At 64.0% G+C, this 24038-nt stretch carries 19 protein-coding genes and 1 tRNA gene; 16 read left to right on the forward strand and 4 right to left on the reverse strand.

Annotation, left to right across the window (positions count from 1 at the left end; all coding sequences use genetic code 11):
• Position 1: 1 nt before the first annotated feature.
• The 3 genes from PF049_07955 (at position 2) to PF049_07965 (ending at position 3542) form a co-directional block, all read left to right on the forward strand.
• The gene (locus tag PF049_07955) at positions 2–877 is read left to right on the forward strand and encodes a tyrosine recombinase (protein WBY15552.1); all 876 of its coding nucleotides are present in this window, start codon (positions 2–4) and stop codon (positions 875–877) included.
• Between the two features lie 93 nt (positions 878–970).
• Positions 971–1915 (forward strand): acetyl-CoA carboxylase carboxyltransferase subunit alpha, encoded by a 945-nt coding sequence (locus PF049_07960; protein WBY15553.1) that lies wholly within the window; start codon positions 971–973, stop codon positions 1913–1915.
• Between the two features lie 145 nt (positions 1916–2060).
• Positions 2061–3542, forward strand: a complete 1482-nt coding sequence (locus PF049_07965; GenBank protein ID WBY15554.1) for a M48 family metalloprotease — start codon at positions 2061–2063, stop codon at positions 3540–3542.
• 73 nt (positions 3543–3615) lie between these two features.
• Here PF049_07965 and PF049_07970 read toward each other — a convergent pair whose 3' ends face one another.
• Both PF049_07970 and PF049_07975 read right to left on the reverse strand, forming a co-directional pair.
• Positions 3616–3831, reverse strand: coding sequence for a Flp family type IVb pilin (locus tag PF049_07970; GenBank protein WBY15555.1), 216 nt, complete (start codon positions 3829–3831; stop codon positions 3616–3618).
• Between the two features lie 127 nt (positions 3832–3958).
• The gene (locus PF049_07975) at positions 3959–4153 is read right to left on the reverse strand and encodes a Flp family type IVb pilin (protein ID WBY15556.1); all 195 of its coding nucleotides are present in this window, start codon (positions 4151–4153) and stop codon (positions 3959–3961) included.
• A gap of 79 nt (positions 4154–4232) precedes the next feature.
• Here PF049_07975 and PF049_07980 point away from each other — a divergent pair, with 79 nt between their 5' ends.
• The 5 genes from PF049_07980 (at position 4233) to folE (ending at position 7554) form a co-directional block, all read left to right on the forward strand.
• On the forward strand, positions 4233–4658 hold the full coding sequence (locus tag PF049_07980) for an NUDIX domain-containing protein (GenBank protein ID WBY15557.1): 426 nt from the start codon (positions 4233–4235) through the stop codon (positions 4656–4658).
• A 47-nt stretch (positions 4659–4705) separates the two neighbouring features.
• Positions 4706–4782, forward strand: a tRNA-Arg gene (locus PF049_07985).
• 115 nt (positions 4783–4897) lie between these two features.
• Positions 4898–5389: a hemerythrin domain-containing protein gene (locus tag PF049_07990; protein ID WBY15558.1), complete on the forward strand. Its 492-nt coding sequence runs from the start codon at positions 4898–4900 to the stop codon at positions 5387–5389.
• A gap of 18 nt (positions 5390–5407) precedes the next feature.
• Complete coding sequence (locus tag PF049_07995) at positions 5408–6943, forward strand: phospholipase D-like domain-containing protein (GenBank protein WBY15559.1); 1536 nt, start codon at positions 5408–5410, stop codon at positions 6941–6943.
• Positions 6943–7554 carry a GTP cyclohydrolase I FolE gene (folE, locus tag PF049_08000; protein WBY17881.1) on the forward strand — a complete coding sequence of 204 codons (612 nt, stop codon included), beginning with the start codon at positions 6943–6945 and terminating at the stop codon, positions 7552–7554. The genes PF049_07995 and folE overlap by 1 nt, the downstream gene beginning before the upstream one ends.
• Before the next feature lie 16 nt (positions 7555–7570).
• On the opposite strand, the gene PF049_08005 is transcribed toward folE, so the two are convergent.
• A complete protein-coding gene (locus PF049_08005) occupies positions 7571–8209 on the reverse strand; it encodes a TetR/AcrR family transcriptional regulator (GenBank protein ID WBY15560.1) in 639 nt (212 codons plus the stop codon).
• Positions 8210–8310: 101 nt separating this feature from the next.
• On the opposite strand from PF049_08005, the gene PF049_08010 reads away from it, so the two are divergent.
• Positions 8311–10680, forward strand: coding sequence for a TonB-dependent receptor (locus PF049_08010; GenBank protein WBY15561.1), 2370 nt, complete (start codon positions 8311–8313; stop codon positions 10678–10680).
• Positions 10681–10751: 71 nt separating this feature from the next.
• Here the strand turns inward: PF049_08010 and PF049_08015 are convergent, their stop codons facing one another.
• Complete coding sequence (locus PF049_08015) at positions 10752–11231, reverse strand: peroxiredoxin (protein WBY15562.1); 480 nt, start codon at positions 11229–11231, stop codon at positions 10752–10754.
• A 293-nt stretch (positions 11232–11524) separates the two neighbouring features.
• On the opposite strand from PF049_08015, the gene ahcY reads away from it, so the two are divergent.
• From ahcY to addA, 7 genes are all read left to right on the forward strand, one after another.
• The gene (ahcY, locus tag PF049_08020; protein ID WBY15563.1) at positions 11525–12943 is read left to right on the forward strand and encodes an adenosylhomocysteinase; all 1419 of its coding nucleotides are present in this window, start codon (positions 11525–11527) and stop codon (positions 12941–12943) included.
• A 113-nt stretch (positions 12944–13056) separates the two neighbouring features.
• Positions 13057–15399, forward strand: coding sequence for a PAS-domain containing protein (locus PF049_08025; protein WBY15564.1), 2343 nt, complete (start codon positions 13057–13059; stop codon positions 15397–15399).
• The gene (gene tsaE, locus PF049_08030) at positions 15396–15833 is read left to right on the forward strand and encodes a tRNA (adenosine(37)-N6)-threonylcarbamoyltransferase complex ATPase subunit type 1 TsaE (protein ID WBY15565.1); all 438 of its coding nucleotides are present in this window, start codon (positions 15396–15398) and stop codon (positions 15831–15833) included. Before PF049_08025 ends, tsaE begins: the two co-directional genes overlap by 4 nt.
• The gene (locus tag PF049_08035) at positions 15830–16819 is read left to right on the forward strand and encodes a phosphotransferase (protein ID WBY15566.1); all 990 of its coding nucleotides are present in this window, start codon (positions 15830–15832) and stop codon (positions 16817–16819) included. The genes tsaE and PF049_08035 overlap by 4 nt, the downstream gene beginning before the upstream one ends.
• Positions 16816–17532: a nucleotidyltransferase family protein gene (locus PF049_08040; protein WBY15567.1), complete on the forward strand. Its 717-nt coding sequence runs from the start codon at positions 16816–16818 to the stop codon at positions 17530–17532. Before PF049_08035 ends, PF049_08040 begins: the two co-directional genes overlap by 4 nt.
• Positions 17525–20512: a double-strand break repair protein AddB gene (addB, locus tag PF049_08045; GenBank protein WBY15568.1), complete on the forward strand. Its 2988-nt coding sequence runs from the start codon at positions 17525–17527 to the stop codon at positions 20510–20512. The genes PF049_08040 and addB overlap by 8 nt, the downstream gene beginning before the upstream one ends.
• A complete protein-coding gene (gene addA, locus PF049_08050; protein WBY15569.1) occupies positions 20509–24018 on the forward strand; it encodes a double-strand break repair helicase AddA in 3510 nt (1169 codons plus the stop codon). The genes addB and addA overlap by 4 nt, the downstream gene beginning before the upstream one ends.
• Positions 24019–24038: the final 20 nt, after the last annotated feature.

Raw genomic sequence — 24038 nt, forward strand, 5'->3', positions numbered from 1 at the left:
CATGGGCAGTGCAATCGAGGAATTCCTGGCCATGCTGGCGGCAGAGCGAGGGGCCGCTGCCAATACTCTGGCAGCCTATCGAAGGGATCTGGAAGGCGCCGAGGAAATCGCCGGTTTGCTGGCAGAGGCGGACAGGAACAGACTGGCTAAGCTTGGCCAGCACTGGTCGGACCTAGCGCCGGCCACCGTGGCGCGCAAGACGTCGGCATTGCGCCAGTTCTATGCGTTCTTGCAGGACGAAGGGCTGCGAGCGGACGATCCCTCCAGCGCCCTGCCGCGTCCCGTCCCGCGCCGGGCCCTGCCGAAAATTCTTTCGCACGATGAAATCGCCGCTCTTTTCCGCACCGCAGAGGAGGCGGCAGATGCGGGCGCCCCGCTTGCGGTTCGCACTCTGGCCTTGCTCGAGATGCTGTACGGCTCCGGCCTTCGCGCGACCGAGCTGGTCTCCCTGCCTCTTGCTGCGGTTCCGCGGGATGCGCCGTTCCTGACCGTCAGCGGGAAGGGCGGGCAGGTGCGGATGGTGCCTGTCAGCCGCCGGGCGAAGGAAGCGCTGGGCCACTGGCTGGACGCACGGGGGGAAGACGATTCCGCGTTTCTCTTCCCGTCGAGATCGGGCCATCTTTCCCGCGTTCGCCTGTTCCAGCTGGTGAAGGAACTGGCCGTGAAAGCCGGGCTCGATCCACACAAGGTCAGCCCCCACGTCCTGCGCCATGCCTTTGCCACGCATCTGCTGGAGGGCGGGGCGGACCTGCGCGTTCTCCAGACCCTGCTCGGCCATGCCGATATCGCAACGACGCAGATCTACACGCATGTCGATGCGGCCAGGCTCGTCACACTTGTGAACGAGCGACATCCTCTCGGCAGGATGAGGGGGTAGCGGCCGATCGGCGACCATGCCCCCGTGGGACGACGGGCGCCAATCGAGGCGGCAGCGCTTGCGCAGCCAATGGAGGCGGAGTAGCGCAGCGCCATGAATTCCTATCTCGAATTTGAAAAACCGATCGCCCAGCTGGAAACCCGCATTGCCGAATTGCGTGCGGCGGCCGAAGGCGACGATGTCGACATTTCCAACGAACTCCAGCGACTGGAGCAGAAGAGCGCGGACCTCCTCGCCAGCACCTATTCGTCGCTCTCTCCCTGGCAGAAAACGCAGGTCGCGCGCCATCCGCAGCGGCCCCATTTCCGCGATTTCGTGGAGCATGCGTTCGAGGATTTCGTGCCTCTCGGCGGCGACCGGAATTATGGCGAGGACGAGGCGATAATCGGCGGCTTTGCGAAGCTGGACGGCCGCAAGGTCATGCTCATCGGCCATGAAAAGGGTCACGACACCGAAACCCGCCTGCGGCACAATTTCGGCATGGGCAAACCGGAAGGGTACCGCAAGGCCATCCGCCTGATGGAAATGGCCGGACGTTTCGGCCTGCCGGTGGTCACGCTGGTCGACACCTCCGGGGCCTTTCCCGGCGTTGAAGCCGAGGAACGCGGTCAGGCGGAAGCGATCGCCCGCGCGACCGAGGCCTGCCTTGCCTTGCCGGTCCCGATGGTAGCCACGATCGTGGGCGAAGGCGGCTCCGGCGGCGCAGTCGCTCTGGCCAGCGCCGAGCGTGTGCTGATGTTCCAGAACGCTGTCTATTCGGTCATTTCACCGGAAGGCTGCGCCTCGATCCTGTGGCGCACGGCGGAGAAAGCGCCCGACGCGGCCGGAGCGATGAAGATCACCGCGCAGGATCTCGCGCGGCTGGGAGTGATCGACAGGATCGTGCCAGAACCGGTGGGCGGGGCGCACCGCGATGCCAAGGCCGCGAGCGCATCGCTGGCAGAAGCGATCGCCGACGAACTGGACGAGCTGGCCACCATATCCACCCAAGAATTGCAGCGAATGCGCGAGGAGCGTTTCCTGCAGATGGCGGGGTAAATTTTCCCGAAGTAATCGCGCCGGCCTGATGTCGGTGCGACCGATTGCGATCGCCGGGGAACTCGCACGGCGTGCAATGGGTTGGGTAACCGAACCTGATGCGGCGACCGATGGCGCGCATCCTTATTACTTCGGGGAGCCCAGAATGATTTCCAGGAAATTTGCCGCACTTTCGACCACTGCCGCGATGGCGATGACTCTTTCGGGCTGTGCCGCGGTTGGCGGTGCGCCGGTGCCCGGCACCTCCGCGCCGATTACGCAGAGCGAAGCACAGCAGGGGGCGGAAGCGCATCCGCAGCTGCTCGCCGAATTCGGCGGCGCAATGACCGGCCCGTATGCCCAGTATGTCGAGCAGGTCGGACAGAACATCGCGGTCCAGTCGGGGCTGGGCAATGCACGCAGCTCCTTCACCGTGTCGCTCGTCAACAGCCCGGTGAACAACGCCTTCGCCATCCCGGGCGGCTATGTCTACACGACGCGCCAGCTCGTGACGCTGATGAACAACGAAGCGGAACTGGCCGGCGTCCTGGGTCATGAAGTCGCACACGTCGCCGCCCGTCATTCGCAGCGCCGTCAGCAAACAGCCCAGCGCAACACACTGCTGGGTGCAGCCGGTGCCATCCTGTCGGGCGTCCTGCTCGGCAATAGCGGGCTGGGCGATACGCTTTCGCGCGGCATCCTGCAGGGATCGCAATTGCTGACCCTCCGGTTCTCGCGTAGCCAGGAACTGGAAGCGGACGAACTCGGTATTCAGTACCTGACGAAGGCGGGATACGATCCGATGGCCATGTCGACCGTGCTGCGCAGCCTCGCGCTGCAGAACAACCTCGATGCGCAGGTCCAGGGCCGTGACAATGCGACGATCCCCGAATGGGCATCGACCCACCCCGATCCGGCAAGCCGCGCCCAGACCGCTGCAAGCAAGGCGCAGGGACTTCCCGGATCAGTTACGAATCGCGACACGTTCCTGACGCGAATCGACGGGATGATCTATGGCGACGACCCCGAGCAGGGCATCGTCGAAGGGCGTCAGTTCATCCATCCCGAACTGAAACTGTCCTTCACCGCGCCGCAGGGCTTCTACATGGTCAACGGCACCCGCGCCGTTTCGATCAACGGGCAGAGCGGACAGGCGCAGCTGACGCTCGCGCCCTATAATGGCAATCTCGATAGCTATGTGAACAACGTGTTCGCGAATTTGGGTGGGGAAGGACAGACGCTTCGTCCTGCGAATTTGCAGCGCACGACGGTGAATGGCTTGCCTGCCGTTTACGGCACCGCGCGGGTCAATTCCGGCAACGGCCAGGTCGATGTTGTGGTGTTCGCCTACGAGTTTTCGAACGACCGCGCTTATCACTTCCAGGCGATCAGCCAGGCCGGGCGCGCCAGTGCCTTCACGCCGATGTTCCAGTCGATGCGCCGCATTTCGGCTTCCGAGGCGGCGAATGTCGTCCCGCGCAAGGTCGACGTGGTGACGGTACGCGCCGGTGATACCGTCAGATCGCTCGCAAACCGGATGGCCTACACGAATGCGCAGGAAGCGCGCCTCCGCGTCCTGAACGGTCTGGGCAACAATGAAAGCCTGCAGGCCGGACAGAAGGTCAAGATCGTCGTTCGCGGCAGTTGATCGCGCTTCTTAACAAACAAAAAAGGCGGCGGGGTCTCCCCCGCCGCCTCTTTCTTGTGCTTGGTAGCTGGAATTAGCCGCCTTCAGCCGGTGCTTCAGCTTCGCCTTCACCACCTTCTGCGTTGTTTTCGCCCATCTTGGCCGAGACATCGCCGAACGTGGTGCTCAGCTGGCCGCCCAGCGTGCTCATGGCGCCCATGGCCGCCACGGCGATCAGTGCAGCGATCAGGCCGTATTCGATTGCGGTCGCGCCCTGTTCGTCGCGAACGATGTTCTTGAGAATGTTCATTGGTAAACTCCTGGTCTTGGTCTTCGGTACCCGTCTCGCCCGGACGGGCCGGATCGAGTGATTTGGGGTCTAGGTGCAATCAGTTGACAAAATCCTAAGCTGATCGCGAAAATCGTAAGCTGTGCCGTCAGTCGTCCTCTGTTCCGCGCTCGCGTGCGTCGACGACTTCGTCCGAAACCCGGTCCCACATCAGCCCGGTCTCCGTTCCCACACCCGCGGCAGCGCCCGCCATGGCAAGGAAGATGAGGGCGAGTATCAATCCGTATTCGATAGCGGTAGCGCCGCGGATATCGGCCAGCAGGGCTTTCAGGTATGCGCGCATGGTTTCACCTCTGGTCCAAAAGTAACATCGCGCCGCTTTGACCAGTCAGGTAAAGAAAGCCTTTCGAAGAACGGGAATAATGGAAAAAAATCTGACACCCATGCTCGTCGTGGCCTGTGCATTGGAGCGCGGGGATGGCCGATTCCTGTTGCATCGTCGCCCGCACGGTAAGGAAAATGCCGGATTTTGGGAGTTTCCCGGCGGCAAGGTCGAGCCGGGGGAGGGCGCAGCCCAAGCCTTGTCCCGGGAGCTGATGGAGGAGTGCGGCCTGGCGGTCCCGCCCAGCACTTTCGAGCCCGTTGGTTTCGCGCTCGAACCGCGGTCCGGCCGGGAGCTGTTACTCATGCTGTTTTACAGCGGCGCCGTTGTCGGCGACCCGCGCTCGCTGGAGGGCGGCGTGTGGCAGTGGCATTCGCTGGACCGCGCCCGGTATCTGGACCTTGCACCGCTCGATCGGCAGCTTTGCGAAAATTTGTCGGGCTGGCTTGCCCGAAAGAAGGCTTAAGGGGATTGCCAAGCCTGCAAAGCACTCCTATGTGCCAGCTCCACCGCGCGCCAGTAGCTCAGCTGGATAGAGTACCTGACTACGAATCAGGCGGCCGGAGGTTCGAATCCTTCCTGGCGCGCCAAGAAAGCCCATCCTCGTAAAGAGGGTGGGCTTTTTTGTTGCCGGTCGGTCCGGTGCGGAACCGTCAGAGGGCCTTCGTGGTTGACCCCTCGAACGCGCCGAGAAAGGAAATCCGCATGACCGACACGCAGGGCATCTTCAAACGCCTGAAAGAAGACCACGACCATCACCGCAAGCTGCTCGACCAGATGGCGGAAACCTCCGGCGAGACGGAAAAGCGCAAGGAATTGCTCGAAACCTTCACGAAGGAAGTGAAGAGCCATGCAGCGGCCGAGGAACAGGCCCTGTATTCGACCATGCTGCGCAAACCGCCGACCACGGACGAGACCCGGCATTCGGTCGCCGAGCATCACGAATTGAACGAAGCGCTGAACGACCTGGCGGCAACCGACATGTCTTCCTCGGCATGGATGGCGAAGTTCAAGCAGCTCGACCACGATTACCGTCACCACATCAACGAGGAAGAGGAAGACCACTTCCCCGATTTCGAGAAGTACCTGGACGAGGACGACATCGCCCACATGCAGGAGGTCTTCGATCGGCGGAAAAAGGAAGAGAAGGCCGAAGCAGAAGTGACGCCCGAATCGATGGACGAGGCGAAGGAATAACCCTAGGCGCTGGCATCGATGTCCGGCGAAAACACAGAAAAACAAGCGCCCGATCTCGACCACTCGGTCGAGCCGGGCGTCTGGCGTTTCGGCAAGGCGGAGAAGGCGTCGGTCATCATCGATGCCGAGGCCTATTTCGAGCATATGCAGGCCGCCATGTTGGAAGCCCGCCGAAGGATCATGTTGATCGGGTGGGATTTCGATACGCGCATCCACCTCTCGCAAGGCCGGCGCTGGTACAAACGGCCTGTCGATGCTTCCCCGCCGAAACGGCTGGGCAGTTTTCTGATGTGGCTTGCCCGTCACAGGCCCGAGCTGGAAATCAGGATCCTGAAATGGGGTCTTTCCGTCCTCCAGTTCGCCACACGCGGATCAATGTTGCTCGACGTAATGCGCATGGCGCCGAAACGGCAGATCACTTTCAAATTCGATACGAAGCATCCCATCGGTTGCACGCATCACCAGAAGCTGGCGGTGCTGGACGAAAAGCTTGCGGTGTGCGGCGGGATCGACCTGACCCATGACCGCTGGGACACGCGTGAGCACAGGGAAATCGATTCGCGGCGGAAGCGCCCTCGCGGCAAGTCTTATCCCCCATGGCACGACATCACCTTCATGATGGAAGGCGAGATCGCGGGCACGCTGTCGGAACTTTGCCGGGCCCGCTGGCAGCGCGCCGGTGGCGGCAAGCTGACCGATCTGAAGCCATCCGAGAAAAGCCTCTGGCCCGAAAAACTCTCCGTCGATTTCGAGGATATCGAGATCGGAGTTGCGCGTACCCGCGCCGAGTACGAGGAAACGGACGAGGTCAAGGAAATCGAGACGCTTGTTCTGTCACAGATCAGGGCCGCCAAGCGCTTCATCTACATTGAAAACCAGTATTTCACCTCTCGCGAGATCGCCAATGCGATCATCGACAGGCTGGGGGAGGATGATCCGCCGGAAATCGTTTTCGTTCATCCGAAGAACGCCGAAGGATGGCTGGAACAGCAGGCCATGGATCACGCGCGGGCGGAACTTGCCCGCGTTATCGCGGAGGCGGACAAGAAGAATCGTTTCCGGCTTTACGTCGCGTGGTCGGGCGAAACGCCGATCTACGTCCATGCAAAGCTGATGATCGTGGACGACTGCATCCTGCGAATAGGGTCGGCCAATCTCAACAACCGCTCCATGGGCCTCGACAGCGAATGCGACGTGTTCATCGATTGCAGCAGACCTTACAATCGGGGGCGCGATCTGGAGAAGACCATCCGCGATGTCCGCATATCGCTGCTGGCAGAGCATTGCGGCGTAGGGGAGGAGGCAATGGGCGAACTGTTCGATACCCTGGGCTCCATGCACGAGGCGATCGGGCGCGTCGGGCAGGATGGCATTCGCCAGCTTCGCCCGTTCGAAGTGCCGGAGAAGAACGAGGTGCAGGACGCTCTGGCGGGATCGCAGATCCTGGACCCGGAAAAGCCGGACGAGATGTTCGAACCGTTCGCCCATGGCGGGCTGTTCCGTGATGGCAGCCGTCTGGGGCGGCTGCGCGACAAGGTGAAAAGGAAGACATGATGGGCAGTCTGGTAGGTCCCGACGAAGACAATCCCCTCGGCAAGCCCGATGTGCCGGACGACGTGCAGGACGCGATCCGTACGCTGATCCGCTGGACGGGTGACGATCCCGAAAGGGAGGGGCTGCTCGATACCCCGAAGCGCGTTGCGCGGGCGTGGAAGGAATATTGCCAGGGCTATGCGCACGATCCGGCGATCCACCTGTCGCGGGTGTTCGAGGAGGTGGGGGGTTACGACGAGATCGTCCTGCTGAAGGACATCCCCTTCCAGAGCCACTGCGAACACCACATGGCCCCCATCCACGGGAAGGCCGCGATTGCCTACCTGCCGACCGACAAGGTCGTCGGCATCTCCAAACTGGCACGCGTGCTGCACGGATATGCGCGCCGCCTGCAGATTCAGGAGAGACTGACCGCCGAGGTCGCCGAATGCATCTGGGAAAACCTCGAGCCGCGTGGCGTCGCCGTGGTGATCGATGCCAGCCATGCTTGCATGACTGCACGCGGCGTCCGCACGCCCGGCGTATCGATGGTGACGAGCCGCATGATGGGGACGTTTCTGGAAGACCAGCGCAGCCGGAAGGAAGTGCTGAGCCTGATGGGCTACGGCTGAGGCTGTTCGCCTGCGATTACGTGCCTATTTGCGAACCGATGCCTTTTTCCAGGATGCCGCGCGCAATATCGGCGACGGCATCGGCTTTCCGGTTCGCTTCTTCGGAAGGGTCTGCCCACACGGCATAGCGTAGGCCGAGAAACACGTTCATCCCCATGATCGCCCAGGCATGGGCTTCTTCCAGGTCTTCGCGAAATTCAGCCTTGTCCATGCCGGCCTGCAGGCGGGCGTGAATGCGCTTCGCCGTGTTCTCGTAATGCAGGCGATAGCTGGCCGGATCGACGAACTCCGCCTCGTCGATGATCCGGTAGATTTCCTTATGCTCGCGCGCGAAATCCAGGAACGCGGACAGCGCACGGCGTTCGGTGTCGAGCGCGCTTGCATCCGGATCGGCACTGCCCGAGGCAGCATCGCGAACGCCGTTGCTGAAGTCGGTCACCAGCGCCCGGAAGATCGCGTCCTTCGTATCGAAATAGGTGTAGAAGCTGCCCAGCGCGACGCCGGCGCGGCGCGTGATGCCGCTGATCGAAGCCTCGTGAAAACCATTCTGCCCGAATTCGACCGTTGCGGCGTCCAGAAGCTTGCGGCGGGTGCGCCGTCCGCGCTCCGTCGCCGGCTCGGTAGCGACCCCAGCATTTTTTTCATCCCGTCCCATGCCCCCCGGTTACGGCGATCTAGCGCTTTCCACAAGTCTAAACTTGAAAGGTGGTTCAGGTTTCAATATGGGAAAGAAAAAGACTTGTGGGAGAGACAATCATGACAATGCAATCCGCCATCCGCCGTGCGCTCCTGACCGGCTGCGCCGGCCTCGCGTTCAGCGTCCCGGCATACGCACAGGGCACTGCGGTGGAAGACCCGGTCACCGGCCCGGTCATCGCCGACGATGCGAGACTATCCGGTACCGACAATGGCGTGATCGTCGTGACAGCCCGTCGCCGGGAAGAAAGCCTTCAGGACGTGCCGATCGCAGTCACCGCATTTTCCGGAGACGAGCTTCTTCGCTCGGGTACGCTCGAATTGACCGAACTGACGCAGGAAGTGCCCAACCTGACACTGGAAGTCAGCCGGGGTACCAATACGACGCTGACCGCCTTCATCCGCGGGGTGGGGCAGCAGGACCCGGTCGCAGGCTTCGAGGCAGGCGTGGGCCTGTATGTCGACGACGTCTATATCAATCGGCCGCAGGCTGCCGTGCTCGACATCTACGACGTCGAGCGGGTCGAGGTTCTGCGCGGTCCGCAGGGAACGCTTTACGGCCGCAACACGATCGGCGGGGCCATCAAATACGTGACGGCACGGCTGCCCGACACTGTTTCTGCGAAAGTCCGCGCGACCTATGGATCATATGATCAGGCAGACCTCGTCGTCTCGGCGTCTGCGCCACTCGGCGACAATCTCCGGATCGGGGCAAGCGGCGCGAGGCTCAGCCGCGGCGGTTTTGGCGATAACCTCGTCCAGCCCGGCGTCGAAAACTACAACAAGGATGTCTGGGCGGCTCGCGGGACGATCGAATTCGAAAGCGGGCGCCTGTTCGCGCGGCTGTCGGGCGATTACGTGAAGGATGACAGCGACCCCCGGCAGGGTACGCGCCTCATTCCCAGCCTGCTGACCGGCGCGCCCGTGCTGGACGATGTCTACGATACGCGTGCGGGCCTCGATGTCATCCCGCAGGAGGTGGAGGCCTATGGCGGCGGACTGAACCTAGAATACGAGGTCAGCGACACTGTCACGCTGAAGTCGATTACCGGTTACCGCGAAGACAAGTCGTCCACGCCTATCGATTTCGACAGCCTGCCCGCCGCCGATCTGGATGTGCCGGCCATCTACGAAAACGACCAGTTCAGCCAGGAATTGCAGCTGCTGTATGAAGGCGATCGGCTGAGCGGGGTGCTGGGTGCCTATTATCTCGATGCCAACGCCTTCACCGCGTTCGACGTGGCGCTGTTCACGACCGGCGATTTGATCGGCCTGCCCGGGCTCAATGCCCAGACGCTGGGCGATGTCGGAACCAAGACCTGGTCAATCTTCGGCGATTTCACCTATGACCTGACGGACCGGATCAGTCTTTCGCTCGGCGGGCGTTACACCAGCGACAAGCGGACCAGCCGGGTGCTGAGGACCACCTTCATCGGCGGCTTCTCGGACCTTTTCGGTTCTTCGGACGCCATCCCTGTCGCCGTCACCTCGGACTTCAACGGCAGCGAGACGTTCAAGAAGTTCACCCCGCGCGCCTCGATCAGTTTCGAGCCGACGCCTGACCACAATTTCTATTTCTCCTATGCACGCGGCTTTAAGGGCGGCGGCTTCGACCCTCGGGGCCAGACGACCGGCGCGCCAGACCTGGACGGCGATGGCGACGTCGATTTCGACGACCAGTTCGAATTCCTCCGGTTCGCCCCCGAAACCGTCGACAGTTTCGAAATCGGCTACAAGGCGTCGCTGATGGACAATCGTCTGAATGTCGCTCTGGCGGTGTTCAAGGGTGACTATACCGACGTGCAGATCCCGGGCTCCGTCGGCATTGATACCGATGGGGACGGGGTCAACGACCAGTTCACCGGCGTCACGTCCAATGCCGGCGACGCCGATGTGAACGGTATCGAGCTTGAGGCGAATGCGCTGGTCGGGCGAGATTTTGCAGGCGCGGGTAGCCGGCTGAACGTGAATTTCGCGCTCGGCCTGCTGGATGCGGAATATAACCAGTTCATCGATGCCTTCGGCGTCGACGCCGCCGACCAGCGCGTCTTCCAGAACACGCCGGACGTCACGCTGAGCGCTGGGTTCGACCTGGGCCTGCCCGTTGGGCCGGGAATGGTCGACCTGATTGGCGGCATCGCCTTCCGTTCCGATGCGAGCCAGTTCGAAACGCCCAATCCCTTCCTCGACCAGGATGGCTTCGCGCTGGTCAATGCCAGCATCGTTTTCACCGACGACAGCGACCGGTTCTCGATCGGCGTCCACGGGAAGAACCTGTTCGACAAGCGGTACATCGTATCGGGATACAATTTCGTCGCTGGGGGAACGAACGGACAGCCTTTCGTCCCGACCCTCGGGCTGGAAGGGACGCTGACCGGCTTCTACGGCGATCCGCGGCGGGTGTTCGTGACCGGCGAGATCCGCTTCTGAGAAACGCGCTGACAAACAGAAAAGGGGCGCCCCGCTGGAGGCGCCCCTTTCTTTTTGCCAAGTGGTTAAGCCTAGAGCTGGCCGAGCATGTGCTCCGCACTGCTGACCGAGAAATCGCCCGGCGCCTCGACGTTGAGCTCGACGACCTTTCCATCATCGACGATCATCGAATAGCGCTGGCTGCGCTCGCCGAGACCGAAGCCGCTGCCGTCCATCGTCAGGCCCAGCGCCTGCGCAAAGTCGCCGTTACCGTCGGCCAGCATGGTGATGTCGGGGCTGCCGGCGGACTTCTGCCATGCATCCATCACGAACGGGTCGTTGACCGAAGTGCAGGCGATCTCGTCCACACCCTTGGCCCGCAATTCGTCGGCTTTCTCGATGTAACCGGGCAGGTGCTTCGCAGAGCAGGTCGGGGTGAACGCGCCCGGCACGGCAAACAGCGCGACCTTGCGACCGGCGAAGAAATCTTTCGCCTGGACCTGTTCCGGCCCGGTCTCGGTCGCCTTGACCAGCTTTGCGTCGGGGAGGGTGTCGCCTTTGGAAATCGTCATGCTCTGGGCATCCTTTCTGTTTGCCGCGAATATCTGCCTCATCAGATAAGCCGCTCCCGATTGCTTGCAACCATGCACAGGAGAAATTGGCCGGGGTAAGAAAATAACGTCCGCGGGGCGGGGTTCGCAATGAATTTGCGGGCCGTGGCAGTGAGGCGCAGTTGGCGATATAAAGATATCTTTATATTTGCCCCGGACCCCCTGCCTCGCTATGTCTGCGGCCGATCTTGTCGCAGCTTCTGCCTTGCATTGGCTGCCCCGCATTCAGTGACAATTTTCGAGGAGTTTTCCCAATGGCAACCGCCGTCAAGGATCAGGATTACATCATCAAGGACATCGGCCTCGCACAGTACGGCCGGGACGAGATCGCCATTGCCGAAACCGAAATGCCGGGCTTGATGGCCCTGCGCGAGGAATACGGCGAAGCGCAGCCGCTGAAGGGTGCGCGCATCACCGGCTCGCTGCACATGACGATCCAGACCGCCGTCCTGATCGAGACGCTGGTCGCACTTGGCGCGGAAGTGCGCTGGGCGACCTGCAACATCTTCTCGACGCAAGACCACGCCGCATCCGCGATCGCCGACCAGGGCATCCCCGTCTTCGCCGTGAAGGGCGAGACGCTGGCCGATTACTGGACCTATGTCGGCCGCATTTTCGACTGGGCGACCGAAGACGATGCCGATCTGACCGCCAACATGATCCTGGACGATGGCGGCGATGCCACCATGTTCGCCCTGTGGGGCGCGCGTCTGGAAGCGGGCGAAACCATGCCGGATCCGCAGAACGCCGAAGAGATCGAGATGCAGAAGGCGCTGAAGAAGTTCGTCGCCGAGCGTCCGGGTTATCTCACCAAGAGCGTCCAGAACATCAAGGGCGTTTCGGAAGAAACGACCACGGGCGTCATGCGCCTCTACCAGATTGCCAAGCAGGGCAAGCTGCCGTTCCCGGCGATCAACGTGAACGACAGCGTCACCAAGTCGAAGTTCGACAATCTCTACGGCTGCAAGGAATCGCTGGTCGACGCGATCCGCCGCGCGACCGACGTGATGCTGGCCGGCAAGGTCGCCTGCGTTGCCGGTTACGGCGATGTCGGCAAGGGCTCGGCCGCTTCGCTGCGCGATGGCGGCGCCCGCGTGATGGTGACCGAGATCGATCCGATCTGCGCGCTCCAGGCAGCCATGGACGGTTTCGAGGTCGTGACGATGGAAGAAGCGGTGAAGCGCGCCGATATCTTCTGCACCGCGACCGGCAACGAAGATGTCATCACCGCCGAGCACATGAAGGCGATGAAGAACATGGCCATCGTGTGCAATATCGGCCACTTCGACAGCGAGATCCAGATTTCCGCACTCGACAATTACGAGTGGAAGGAAATCAAGGAAGGCACCGACCTCGTCACCTTCCCGGACGGCAAGAGCCTGCTGATCCTCGCCAAGGGTCGCCTCGTCAACCTGGGCTGCGCCACCGGCCACCCCAGCTTCGTGATGAGCTCCAGCTTCACCAACCAGACGCTGGCCCAGATCGAGCTGTTCAAGAACACGGACCAGTACAAGAACGACGTCTATGTCCTGCCCAAGCACCTCGACGAGAAGGTCGCGGCGCTTCACCTCGACAAGCTGGGCGTCATGCTGACGCAGCTTTCGCAGAAGCAGGCCGACTATATCGGCGTGCCGCAGGAAGGCCCGTTCAAGCCCGATCATTATCGCTACTGATTTTTCGGGTCAGCCGATAAAGGGAAGCCCCCGCCGCCTTCACGAAAGGCAGCGGGGGTTTTTCGTTTCCGCAGACGTTGCATCGGGCGGCCTGCCCTAATAGCTGGAATGCCATGGAATTGTCCTCCACAGCACTGGTCTTCATCGCGCTGTTGCTGGCGGCGTGGACCGCGGCCGCAGCCGGACTGCTGATCGCGGCCGGTTCGCGCAACCGCGAGGCCGAGGCCAGCCGCCATGCCGCACGTCGCCTCGCCCGCATGATCGACGAGGCGCCGGCAATCCCGCTGCTGGTCCGCAGCGATGGCCGGATCGAAGGGTCTGCACGCCTGGCGCACTGGCTCGGCCTGCCGAAAATGCCCGAATTCCTGAGCGAACTGCACCGCGACGAGGAAACCGGCCTGTCTCCCGAACAGCTGGAGGAGTTGACCGGTCATGTCCGCCGCGCGCAGAAAACGGCGGCTCCGTTCCGGATGGAGCTGAGCGTGCCGGGTTCGCAGCGCAGCCTTGCCCTCAGGGGCAATCTGGCAGACGCGCAGATTTCGCCGGGCGGGGCGGCCATCGTGTGGGTCTTCGATTTCAGCGAGAGCGAGACAGAGCTTGCGCGGATGCGTGAAGAGACAAGCCGGGCGAAGGGCGACTTCGCTGCGCTGGTCAATCTGATCGAGGCGGCGCCCATGCCGATGTGGTTCCGCGGGCGCGATACGAAGCTCAGGCTGGTGAATGCCTCCTATGTCGAGGCAGTCGATGGCGGCACGGCCGACAATGTGATCGCGCAGCAGATCGAACTGGTGGAAAGCGTGGACGGGCTCACCGCCGCGCAAATCGCCGGGCAAGCCTCGCAGCAGGCACAGCCGATCGAACGCATCGTCCAGGCGACCATCGACGGGGAGCGACGCGCGCTGCGTGTCAGCGATCTGCCGGTCCAGGGCGAAGGCATTGCCGGATATGCTGTCGATATCGAGGATATGGAGCAGCAGGCCCGTGGCCACCGCGCCTATTCCGAAGCGCAGCGATCCATGCTGGACCGGCTGTCCGTCGGGGTGGCGCAGTTCGATGGGGAGCGCAAGCTCGCCTTTGCCAACCAGCCTTTCCGGCGGATTTTCGGCATCCGGCCCGGCAGCGGAACGCTGGGCATGGCCTTCGACCGCTGGCTGACGGAAGCGCGCGAGGAAAACCGCACGCCGGAGGTCCGTGACTTCCCTGCCTGGCGCAAGGAGCACCTGGATTGGTTCTCGGTCGACCAGGTGCAGGAAGAAAACTGGCCGCTTTCCGATGGAACGCACCTCGCGATCGTTGCGCAGCCGATGCCCGATGGCGGCCTGATGCTCATCGCGGAAGACCGGACCGAACAGCTTGCCCTTTCCGCGACCAGGGACACCATGCTGCGCACCCGGACGGCCACGTTCGACAGCCTGTTCGAAGCGCTCGCCGTGTTCGCGCCTGACGGGCGTCTGCAGGTCTGGAACCGCTCCTTCGCCGCGACATGGGCGGTCGACGAGGCCCTGCTGGATACCCATCCCGCTGCCGACGAATTGCTGGACGCGATTGCCCCGGGATTGTCGCGCCCGCCGCGCGTGAAATCTATCGGGGAGACGATCCGCAGCGCCACCCTCGATCGCAAGCAAACGGCTGGCCGGATTGCCATGGCCGATGGCCGGACGCTGGAATTCGCGGGCGTGCCGCTGCCCGATGGCAACGGACTTCTGACAGCGCTCGACGTGACGGCCAACGAACAAGCCGAAACGGCCCTGCGCGAACGCAACCAGGCACTGGAAGCGGCAGACCAGGTGAAGACCCGTTTCCTCGCCAACATGTCCTACGAATTCCGGACGCCGCTCACCTCGATCGGAGGCTTCGCCGAGCTTCTCGACAGCGGTGTCGCAGGTGATCTTTCGCCGCAGGGCCGCGAATACACGCAGGCGATCATCGAATCCGTCGGCCGACTGACCGAGCAGGTCGAGAATGTCCTCGACCTGTCGCAGGGCGAGGCGGGCCTTCTCCCGATTGCCAAGCAGAAACTGGAGCTGCAGAAATTCGTGACCGGCATCGTGCGCGAGCGCGAGCAGGCGATCGTCGGCAAGGGGCTGTCGCTGGACCTGCGCGGCAGCCAGACCGCGCGGCTGGAAGCGGACCCGCGCCAGCTGGGCCGGGCCGTGGGCCACCTGCTGGACAATGCGATCGAGGCAACGCCCAAAGGCGGCAAGCTGCTGGTCGATTTGTCGCGAAAGAAGGACGGTGTCCGGATCGTCGTCTCCGACAATGGCCGCGGGATGACAGCAGAGGAATTGTCCCGCGCAATGGACGGCCTGCGCCCTGCCGAAGACGGCGAAGGACTGGAGCGCCGTCAGGGCCTCGGCATACCGCTCGCCCGGCAATTGGCGGAACTGCATGGCGGTTCGCTGGAAATCCATTCGGAGCGCGGCGTCGGAACGACGGCGATCATTCACCTCCCGTGACTATCGACCTGCCCGATCTGGCCGCGATGGATGCGCTGGGCGCGCGCATCGCCGCGCTGCTGAAGCCGGGCGATGTCGTCGCGCTCAGTGGCGGGCTGGGCGCTGGCAAGACCACGCTCGCCCGGGCCATCATCCATGCGCTGGGGCACGAGGGGGAAGTTCCCTCGCCGACCTTCACCATCCTGCAGGAATACGAGAGCACTGTTCCGCCGGTAGTCCATGCCGATTTCTACCGGCTCGAGCATCCTGACGAGGTCGATGAGCTCGGGCTGGACGACTACCGCCGCGGCACTGTCCTGCTGGCAGAATGGCCGGATCACGCAGGCGGTTTCGGACACGAGGCGGGATGCCTCTCTGTGACGCTGGAAAGTGTTGGCGAAGGACGCGCGGCGACTATTGCGCGGGGCCGCGATTGGCTAAAGCGCTTTGCATGAGTGAATTGCCAGACGGAATCGCAGAGTTTCTCGGAAGCGCGGGCTGGACCGGGGCGGATATCGCCCCGCTTGCCGGCGATGCGTCCTTCCGCCGCTATTTCCGCCTTCGCAGCGGCGATGCGAAAGCCATGCTGATGTATGCCCCGCCGCCGGAGGAAGACCCCGCACCTTTCCTCAAGGCGGGGAAATGGCTGGCCGAGCACGGGCAGCGAGCCCCGCAGATCATCGCGGAGGATGCGGGTGCGGGCTGGGTGCTGACCGAAGATTTCGGCGACGACCGGATGCGCGACTGGCTGGATGTACACCCCGCGGGCGAACTCGGTGCTTATGAAGCGGCGATCGACGCGCTTGTCGACCTGCACCGGCGTCCTGCCGGTCCGTTCGATCCTTACGACATGGCGACCTATTTGCGCGAGGCGCGGCTGTTCACGGAATGGTATTGTCCTGCGGCCGGACTGGACGTGGACGCTGCCGGCTTCGACGCGGCGTGGGAAGAAGCGCTCAACCCCATGCTCGAGCGGCAGGAACCCGGTGTTACCGTGCTGCGCGACTACCACGCAGAAAACATCATGCTGCTCGGTCCCGATGAAAAGGGGCATGGCGAGCAGGGATTGATAGATTTCCAGGATGCACTGGTCGGCCATCCGGCCTACGACCTGGTTTCCCTGTTGCAGGACGCGCGGCGCGAAGTTCCCCGCGAACTGGAGGCGAAGATGCTGGAACGCTATGTCGCGGCAAGCGGCGCAGGCGCGCATTTCGCTGGCGATTACGCCCGGCTCGGCGCGCAGCGTAACGCCAAGATCGTCGGCATTTTCACCCGCCTTCACCGCCGCGATGGAAAGCCGCGCTATCTCGATTTCATCCCCCGGGTGTGGGATGCGATGGAGCGCGATCTCGCCCATCCGGCGCTTTCCCCCGTGGCAGCGTGGTTCGACGAGAATATCCCCGGCACGGTCCGGGCCGATCGCGGCGGCAAGCTCGCATGACCGGTCTTGCCAGCGATACGGCGATGGTCATGGCGGCCGGCATGGGCAAGCGGATGCGGCCCCTGACCGCTTCGCAGCCCAAACCGCTGGTGCGGGTCGCGGGTAAACCCCTGATCGATCATACGCTGGACCGGCTGGGTGAAGCGGGCATCGCGAAGGCGGTCGTGAATGTCCACTATCTGGCCGACTCGCTGGAGGCGCATCTTGCCGAGCGGGAAGCGCCCGCCGTCACGATCTCGGACGAGCGCGCGGAACTGCTCGAGACGGGCGGCGGCATGGTGAAGGCGAAGGAACTGCTGCCAGATCCGTTCTTCTGCCTGAATTCCGACAATATCTGGCTCGACGGCCCGCAAAACGCCTTTGCCGATCTGTCGCAGAGATGGGACCCGGCCATCATGGATGCGCTGCTGCTGGTGGTGCCGCATGCGCGCGCGCTCAACTTCAGCGGGGCAGGGGATTTCTATCTCGATCCGAAGGGCCGCGTTTCGCGGCGTAGAGCGGACCGTATTGCACCCTTCATCTATACCGGCATCCAGATCGTATCGCACCGCCTGCTTCGCGACAGCACGATAGAGAAATTCTCGACCAACATCCTGTGGAACCGCGCTCTGGAAGAAGGGCGGCTTTACGGCCTGCCATTCACCGGTACCTGGTTCGAAGTGGGGACGCCCCAGGCAATCCGCCCGACCGAGGATGCGCTGCAGCGTGGCTGATCGCGCCGGGCCGGACGTCTACTCGATTGCGGCCCATCGCGGCTTCGCCGATGCCCTGGTCGCGGGCCTGCTGCCGCGATATGCGGAAGACGATTTCGGTCTGGCCCGGCTGACCCTGCTGCTGCCAAGCTCACGTGCCGCGCGCACGGTGACGGAGGCGTTCATCCGGCTGCTCGGCGAGACCGGCCAGCAGGGCATGCTGCTACCGCGCATGGTCGTGGTCGGCGATCTCGACCTCGACGACACGCTGGGGCCGCTTCTCGATCCTCTGGACATGCCCGAGATCCCGCCTGCGATCGATCCGGTGCGCCGCCTGTTCGTACTGGCCGACATCCTGCGGGGCGAGATGGGCCGCGATGCCCCGCCTGCGCCCGCGCTGGTGAAGCTGGCGCGCGATTTCGGCCAGACGATGGACCGCTTGCTGGTAGAGGAAGTGACGCCGGACGAATTGCTGTCCGACAGGGTGCTGCAATTGTTCGGCGATCTTGCCGGCCACTGGCAAAAAAGCCTGCACCGTTTCGCGGTCGTGCAACGCAAATGGCTGGCCGAGCTGGAGCGGCTCTGTGCAGTGGATGCCGGTACGCGGCGTAACCTGTTGTTCGATGCGGCGGCGCGTTCATGGCGCACCAATGCCCCCGAAACGCCCATCGTGGCAGCGGGTGTGACCAGCGCATCGCCGTCGCTGGCGAGGCTGCTGAAGGTCGTGAGCGAATTACCTCAGGGAGCTGTGATCCTGCCCGATCTCGATCTCGGGATGGAGGACGAGGTATGGGATGAATTGGGCAGGGCCGGAGCCCGCCCGGCGCCGGAAGACGCCCCGTTTGCCAAGGGCGATGCAGCGACCCATCCGCAATATCATCTCAAGCTGCTGCTCAATCGCATGGGCGTGGCGCGGGGCGAAGTCCGGCACTGGCATCGCCGCGGCATGGGCGCTGCGCCGCCGGAGCGGAGCCATGCCATCGGGGCCCTGTTCCTGCCTCCGGAAGCCAGCATGCGCTGGGTCGACCTTCCCGCCGATCGCCGCCGCCTCTCGGGGGTGCGGCTGATGGAGAGCGCTTCTCCCGAAGCAGAGGCGCAGGCGATTGCGCTGCTGGCGCGGCAGGCGTTGGAAACGCCGGAGAAACGGATCGCCATCGTCACCCCGGACCGTGCCCTCGCGCGGCGCTTGGTCCAGCATTTGCGGCGCTGGAATATCGAAGCCGACGACAGCGCCGGCCGCCCGCTGTCGCAAACACCCGCCGGGCGTCTGCTGCTTTTGCTGGCTGAGGTCGTTGCAGAGGATGCCGCGCCGGTGCCGCTTGTCGGCTTGCTCGGCCATCCGCTGGTCCGCCGGGGCGAGGAAAGGCGCGCGCATCTTGCGGCCCTCAGGGCCTTCGATCGCCGCCTTCGCGGACCGCGGCAGGCCCCGGGGCTCGAACCCCTGGACCCGGTTGCAGCGAAAGCCGGGGTGGCAGAATGGTGGAGCGACATCAAAACCGTTCTCCAGCCGCTGGTCGGTGCCGCGCAGGACATGACCCTGTCGGACAGTCTCGACCTGCTGGTGGCGGCAGGCGAGGGGCTATGCGGCGAGGAGCTCTGGGCGCAGGAAGATGGACGGGCGCTTTCCACCTTCATCGAGGACTGGAGGCTGTGGTCGCGCGAAACCGGTTTCGTCATCGATCCGCGGGACCTTCATACGGTCCTGCTCGACGCGCTGGGAGAAATCGCCGTTCGCCCACCTTATGGCGGCCATCCCCGTATCGCGGTCTACGGCCTGCTGGAAGCGCGGATGAGCCGCGCCGACATGGTCGTGTGCGCCGGTCTCAACGAAGGTAGCTGGCCGGCGCGAACCGGCGCGGAGCCGCTTCTCGCACCGGCAGTGCTGCGCGCATTGGGCGTGCCATCGGCAGAGTTCCGCATCGGCCTGTCCGCCCACGACCTCGCCGGGGCGCTTGGCGCGCCGGAAGTCGTGCTCAGCCGGTCGCAGCGCGATGCGGACGGACCGGCCATCGCCTCGCGGTTCTGGCTACGGGTGAAGGCCCTGCTTGGCGGCGATCTGCGCGCGTCGCATGAAGAGACGCAAATTCCGCACATCGCCGAAGCGCTGGACAAGCCGGACGAGGTGACGCCGACGACCCAGCCAAAACCCGTGCCGTCACACGCGCAGAGGCAGGTTCCGGTTTCCGTCACCGCGCTCGACCGGCTGCGGTCCGATCCCTACCAGTTCTATGCCGCGCAGATCTTGGGCCTGCGCGACTGGGACAGGCTGGATGCAGAGCCGACGCCTGCCTGGCAGGGCGAGCTGGCGCACGACATCCTCGAGCGCTGGCATCTCGGAGAGGGCGAGATGCACGCCATCGCGCAGGAGCGGTTGCAGGAAATGAACGCCCATCCGCTGACGCGGCACCTGTGGGAGCCGCGCCTGCTGCGCGCTCTGGACTGGGTGCAGCAGACGCTGGATGCTGATGGCGAGCGCGAGCCTGTGCTGTTCGAACGGCGCGGCGAGATCACCTATCGCGGCGTCTCCATCAATGGTCGCATCGACCGGCTGGACCGGTTGTCCGATGGCAGTTTTGCGGTCGTCGATTACAAGACGGGCAGCCCGCCATCGGGATCGCAGGTCGAGGCGGGCTATGCCCTCCAGTTGGGCACACTCGGCATCATGCTGGAAAAAGGCGGCTTCGAGGGGTTCGAAGGTTCTGCCGAAGCCTTCGAATACTGGTCGCTGGCGAAATCGAAGTCGAGCGAGACCGGGTTCGGCTATATCGAGACATCTCTCAAGACCGGCAACAAGCGCAGCGGCATCCCGCCGGAGGAGTTCCTGCCCAAGGCGCTGTCCTTCCTCGAGAATGCGCTGGACGACTACATTCTCGGTAGCGCCCCGTTCACGGCGCGCCTCAACCCCGACGCACCGGGATACGATACGTATGACCAGCTCATGCGGCTGGAGGAATGGCTGGGTCGGGACCAGGACCAACCTGCCGGGGGAGAACGCGCATGAGCGGCGAAGTCCATGCGCTGAAGGGCGCGCAGGCCGATGCGGTGAACCCGGGGGACAGCGTATGGCTGTCGGCCAGCGCCGGGACCGGCAAGACACAGGTACTGTCCGCCCGCGTCCTGCGCCTGCTGCTGCAAGAGGATTGCCGTCCGGAAACCTTGCTCTGCCTGACATTCACCAAGGCGGGTGCGGCCGAGATGGCGACCCGGGTGAACGACGTGCTGGCGCGCTGGGTCCGGCTGGACGAGGTGAAGCTGGCGGGGGAGCTCAGCGCCATCGGCGCACCGACCGACAGGGAAACGCTTCGGCGCGCGCGGACCCTGTTTGCGCAGGTGCTCGATTGCCCGGGCGGCGGCCTGCGGATCGATACGATCCATGCCTTCTCGCAATATCTCCTAGCGGCGTTCCCCGAAGAGGCGGACCTCCTGCCCGGCACCCGGGCCATGGAAGACCGCGACCGCGTCCTGCTTTCCCGCGAGGTCCTGACCCGTGTGATCGCCGACGGCACCGACGCAGAAAGGGATGCGCTGGCCGATCTCAGCGTGCGTCTCGGCCCCGACGGAGCGCTGGGCTGGCTGATGCAATGCGCAGCTGCACGCGAGGCCTGGTTCGGCCCTGCCGCATGGCAACCGCCGATGCGAGGGAGGCTGCTCCAGCTGTTCGGCCTTCCGGCGGATATCGATGAAACGGCCATAGCCGATTTGTGCAGCGACGAGCGGTTCGACATCGCCTCCCTGCTTCGTTGCAGGCAGACCCTGGCGGACTGGGATACGAAGACTGGGCGCGAGGCGACCGAGTTCATCGACGGCTGGCTGTCGTCCGCCAGCGCCGATCGCTATCGCACGCTCGACGGTTTTGCCGGAACGCTGTTCACGATGACCGGCACGCCGAAGGGCCTGTCCAACATTCTGAAGCGCGATCCCGACTATGCCGAACCGGTCGAGCGCGTTCGGGAAAATCTTGCCGCGATTGAGCAACAGGCGCGCTTGCTGGCGCTGGCCGAATGGCTGGCGCCCGCCCTCGCGCTGGGGCGCTCGTTTGCCCTCGCGTGGGAAGAGGCGAAGACCCGTGAAGGTCTGATCGACTTCGACGACCAGATCCGACGCGCTGCGCAATTGCTGTCCGACAAGGATATGGCCGGCTGGATCCGATACAAGCTCGATCGCCAGTTCGATCATATCCTGGTGGACGAGGCACAGGACACGAATGCAGCCCAGTGGTCGATTATCGACGCCCTGACGGAAGATTTCTTCACCGGTATCGGCCAGCAGGGCGACAAGCTGCGCACCATTTTCGTGGTCGGCGATTACAAGCAGGCGATCTTCCGCTTCCAGGGAACCAGCCCGGAAAACTTCGCCATCGCGAAACAGGCCTACGCGACCCGAATTGCCGAGGCAGCAGCGGCCGCTCGCGAGTTTGCGCGCGAAAATCGCAGCGCGCCGCCACTGGCCCTGCGCGATCTCCAGGACCTCGACCTCGATCGCAGCTTCCGGACCACGCAGCCTGTTCTCGATTTCGTGGACGAGGCGGTGGAAGCGATTGGGTGGGAGCAGCTGGGGCTGAAAGAGCCGCCTTCGAAACATCGCGGCGCACCGCAGGCGGGCTATGTCGAATTGTGGCGGCCGGTCAGCGCGAAGGAGGAGGACAGGCAGGACGAGGGCGAACAGGCCGACGATAGCTGGTTGCCCGGACCCGAACGCCGCATGGCCGACCGGATCGCGGCACAAATTCGCGAATGGCTCGACGAAGGGCACCCGCTTGCAAAGGGGAGCGAGCGCATGGCGGGTCCGGGCGACATCATGGTGCTGGTTCGGAAGCGCAAGGAACTGGCCGGCCTTGTCGTTGCCCGTCTTCATGCAGCCGGCGTGCCGGTTGCAGGGGTGGACCGGCTGAGGCTGGGTGCACCGCTGGTCGTGAAGGACCTCGTCGCGGCGCTGCGTTTCGGGGTGAACCCGCTTGACGATCTCAACCTGGCCCATGTCCTCGTTTCCCCGCTTGGCGGTTGGACGCAGGACGACCTGCTGCGCCATGGCTATCGTCCGCGCGGCGTCGCCCTGTGGGACCACTTGCGCCGTTCGGAAGACCGGCTGGTAGTCGCCTCTGTCGCGAAATTGCGCGATCTTCTTGCCAGGATGGATTTCGAACCGCCGGAAGCGCTGCTGCACTGGATGCTGGCAGGGCCGTGGAACGGGCGGCGCAAGCTGGTCGGCAGGCTGGGCAGCGAAGCGAACGACCCGATAGACGAACTGGTCAACGCAGCTTTCGCCTATTCCGCGGCGCACGTGGCCAGCACAGCGGGCTTCCTCCAATGGTTCGACGCGGGCGAGGGCGAGGTCAAGCGCGAGGCTGGTGGCAGCGGCGGCCTCGTCCGCGTCATGACGGTGCACGGTTCGAAAGGATTGCAGGCTCCCATAGTCATTCTTGCCGATGCTACCGGTAATCCGCACGCATCGCGCCATTCGGGCCTGTCGCTGGCCGCCGATGATACCGGCGATGCCCGGCTTCCGCTTCCCCCGATCGGGAAGGACGACCGGCTCGGCCCGCTCGCCGAAGAGGACGAGAGGCGGAAGAAAGAGGAATTGGAGGAGCACTGGCGCCTGCTCTACGTCGCAATGACCCGCGCCGAAGAAGCGCTGTATGTCGGCGGTGCGCTGGGGCTGAGGGAGGACGAGCCGAACGAGGATAGCTGGTACGCCCGCCTTGCGCCGCTGGTGGATGGCACGTTCTATGAAGACCCGATCTGGGGCGGAACCGCGGGCTATGGCATGATGCCCGAGGTGGAACCGCAGCCGGTCGGTGCACCGAACGCGGGCGCCGGGCTGATTGAAATGCCCGAATGGGCGACCCGGCCGATCGGTCCCGAACCGCGTCCGCCCCGTCCGCTCGCACCGTCTTCCGCCGGGGACGACCGCGGGGCCGACCCGCCGCTTCCGCCGGAAGTCGCGGCACAGGCCGCGCGGCGCGGAACCGTCATTCATGGCTTGCTGGAAAGACTGCCCGACATGGCGAGGGAAAAACGCGCGGAGGCGGGGCAGCGCTGGCTTGCCCGGCAGGCCGCCGACTTCGACGAGGAAGCACGTGGAGGGATGTTGCAAGCTGCCCTGTCCGTCCTGGACGAGGCAGGCTTTGCCGACCTGTTCACCCAGCGCTCGCTTGCGGAAGTGCCGCTGACGGCCGTTGTCAGTGGGCAGGTGATCAGCGGCACGGCGGATCGCCTGCTGGTGACGCCCGGCCGTGTCCTGGTGGTCGATTACAAGACCGCGCGCCGCCCGCCGGAACGTCTCGAGGATATTTCACGGTCGATCTTGTCGCAGATGGCAGCCTATGTCGCGGTGCTGGAAGCGATCTATCCCGGCCGGACGGTAGAGGCCGCTGTCCTCTTCACCCAGACGCCGCAATTGTTGGTCCTTCCGGATGACGTTCTCGCCCCGCACAAAGCCGCGTTGCAGGGGCAGCAGGAAAGGTTTGCAGGGCCGGGCGTTGATGAGGCGCAGGCACCGCCTAGGTAGGGTGCAACACTGATTGGAGA

This window comes from Erythrobacteraceae bacterium WH01K, assembly GCA_027941995.1.
GTDB lineage: Bacteria > Pseudomonadota > Alphaproteobacteria > Sphingomonadales > Sphingomonadaceae > CAJXSN01.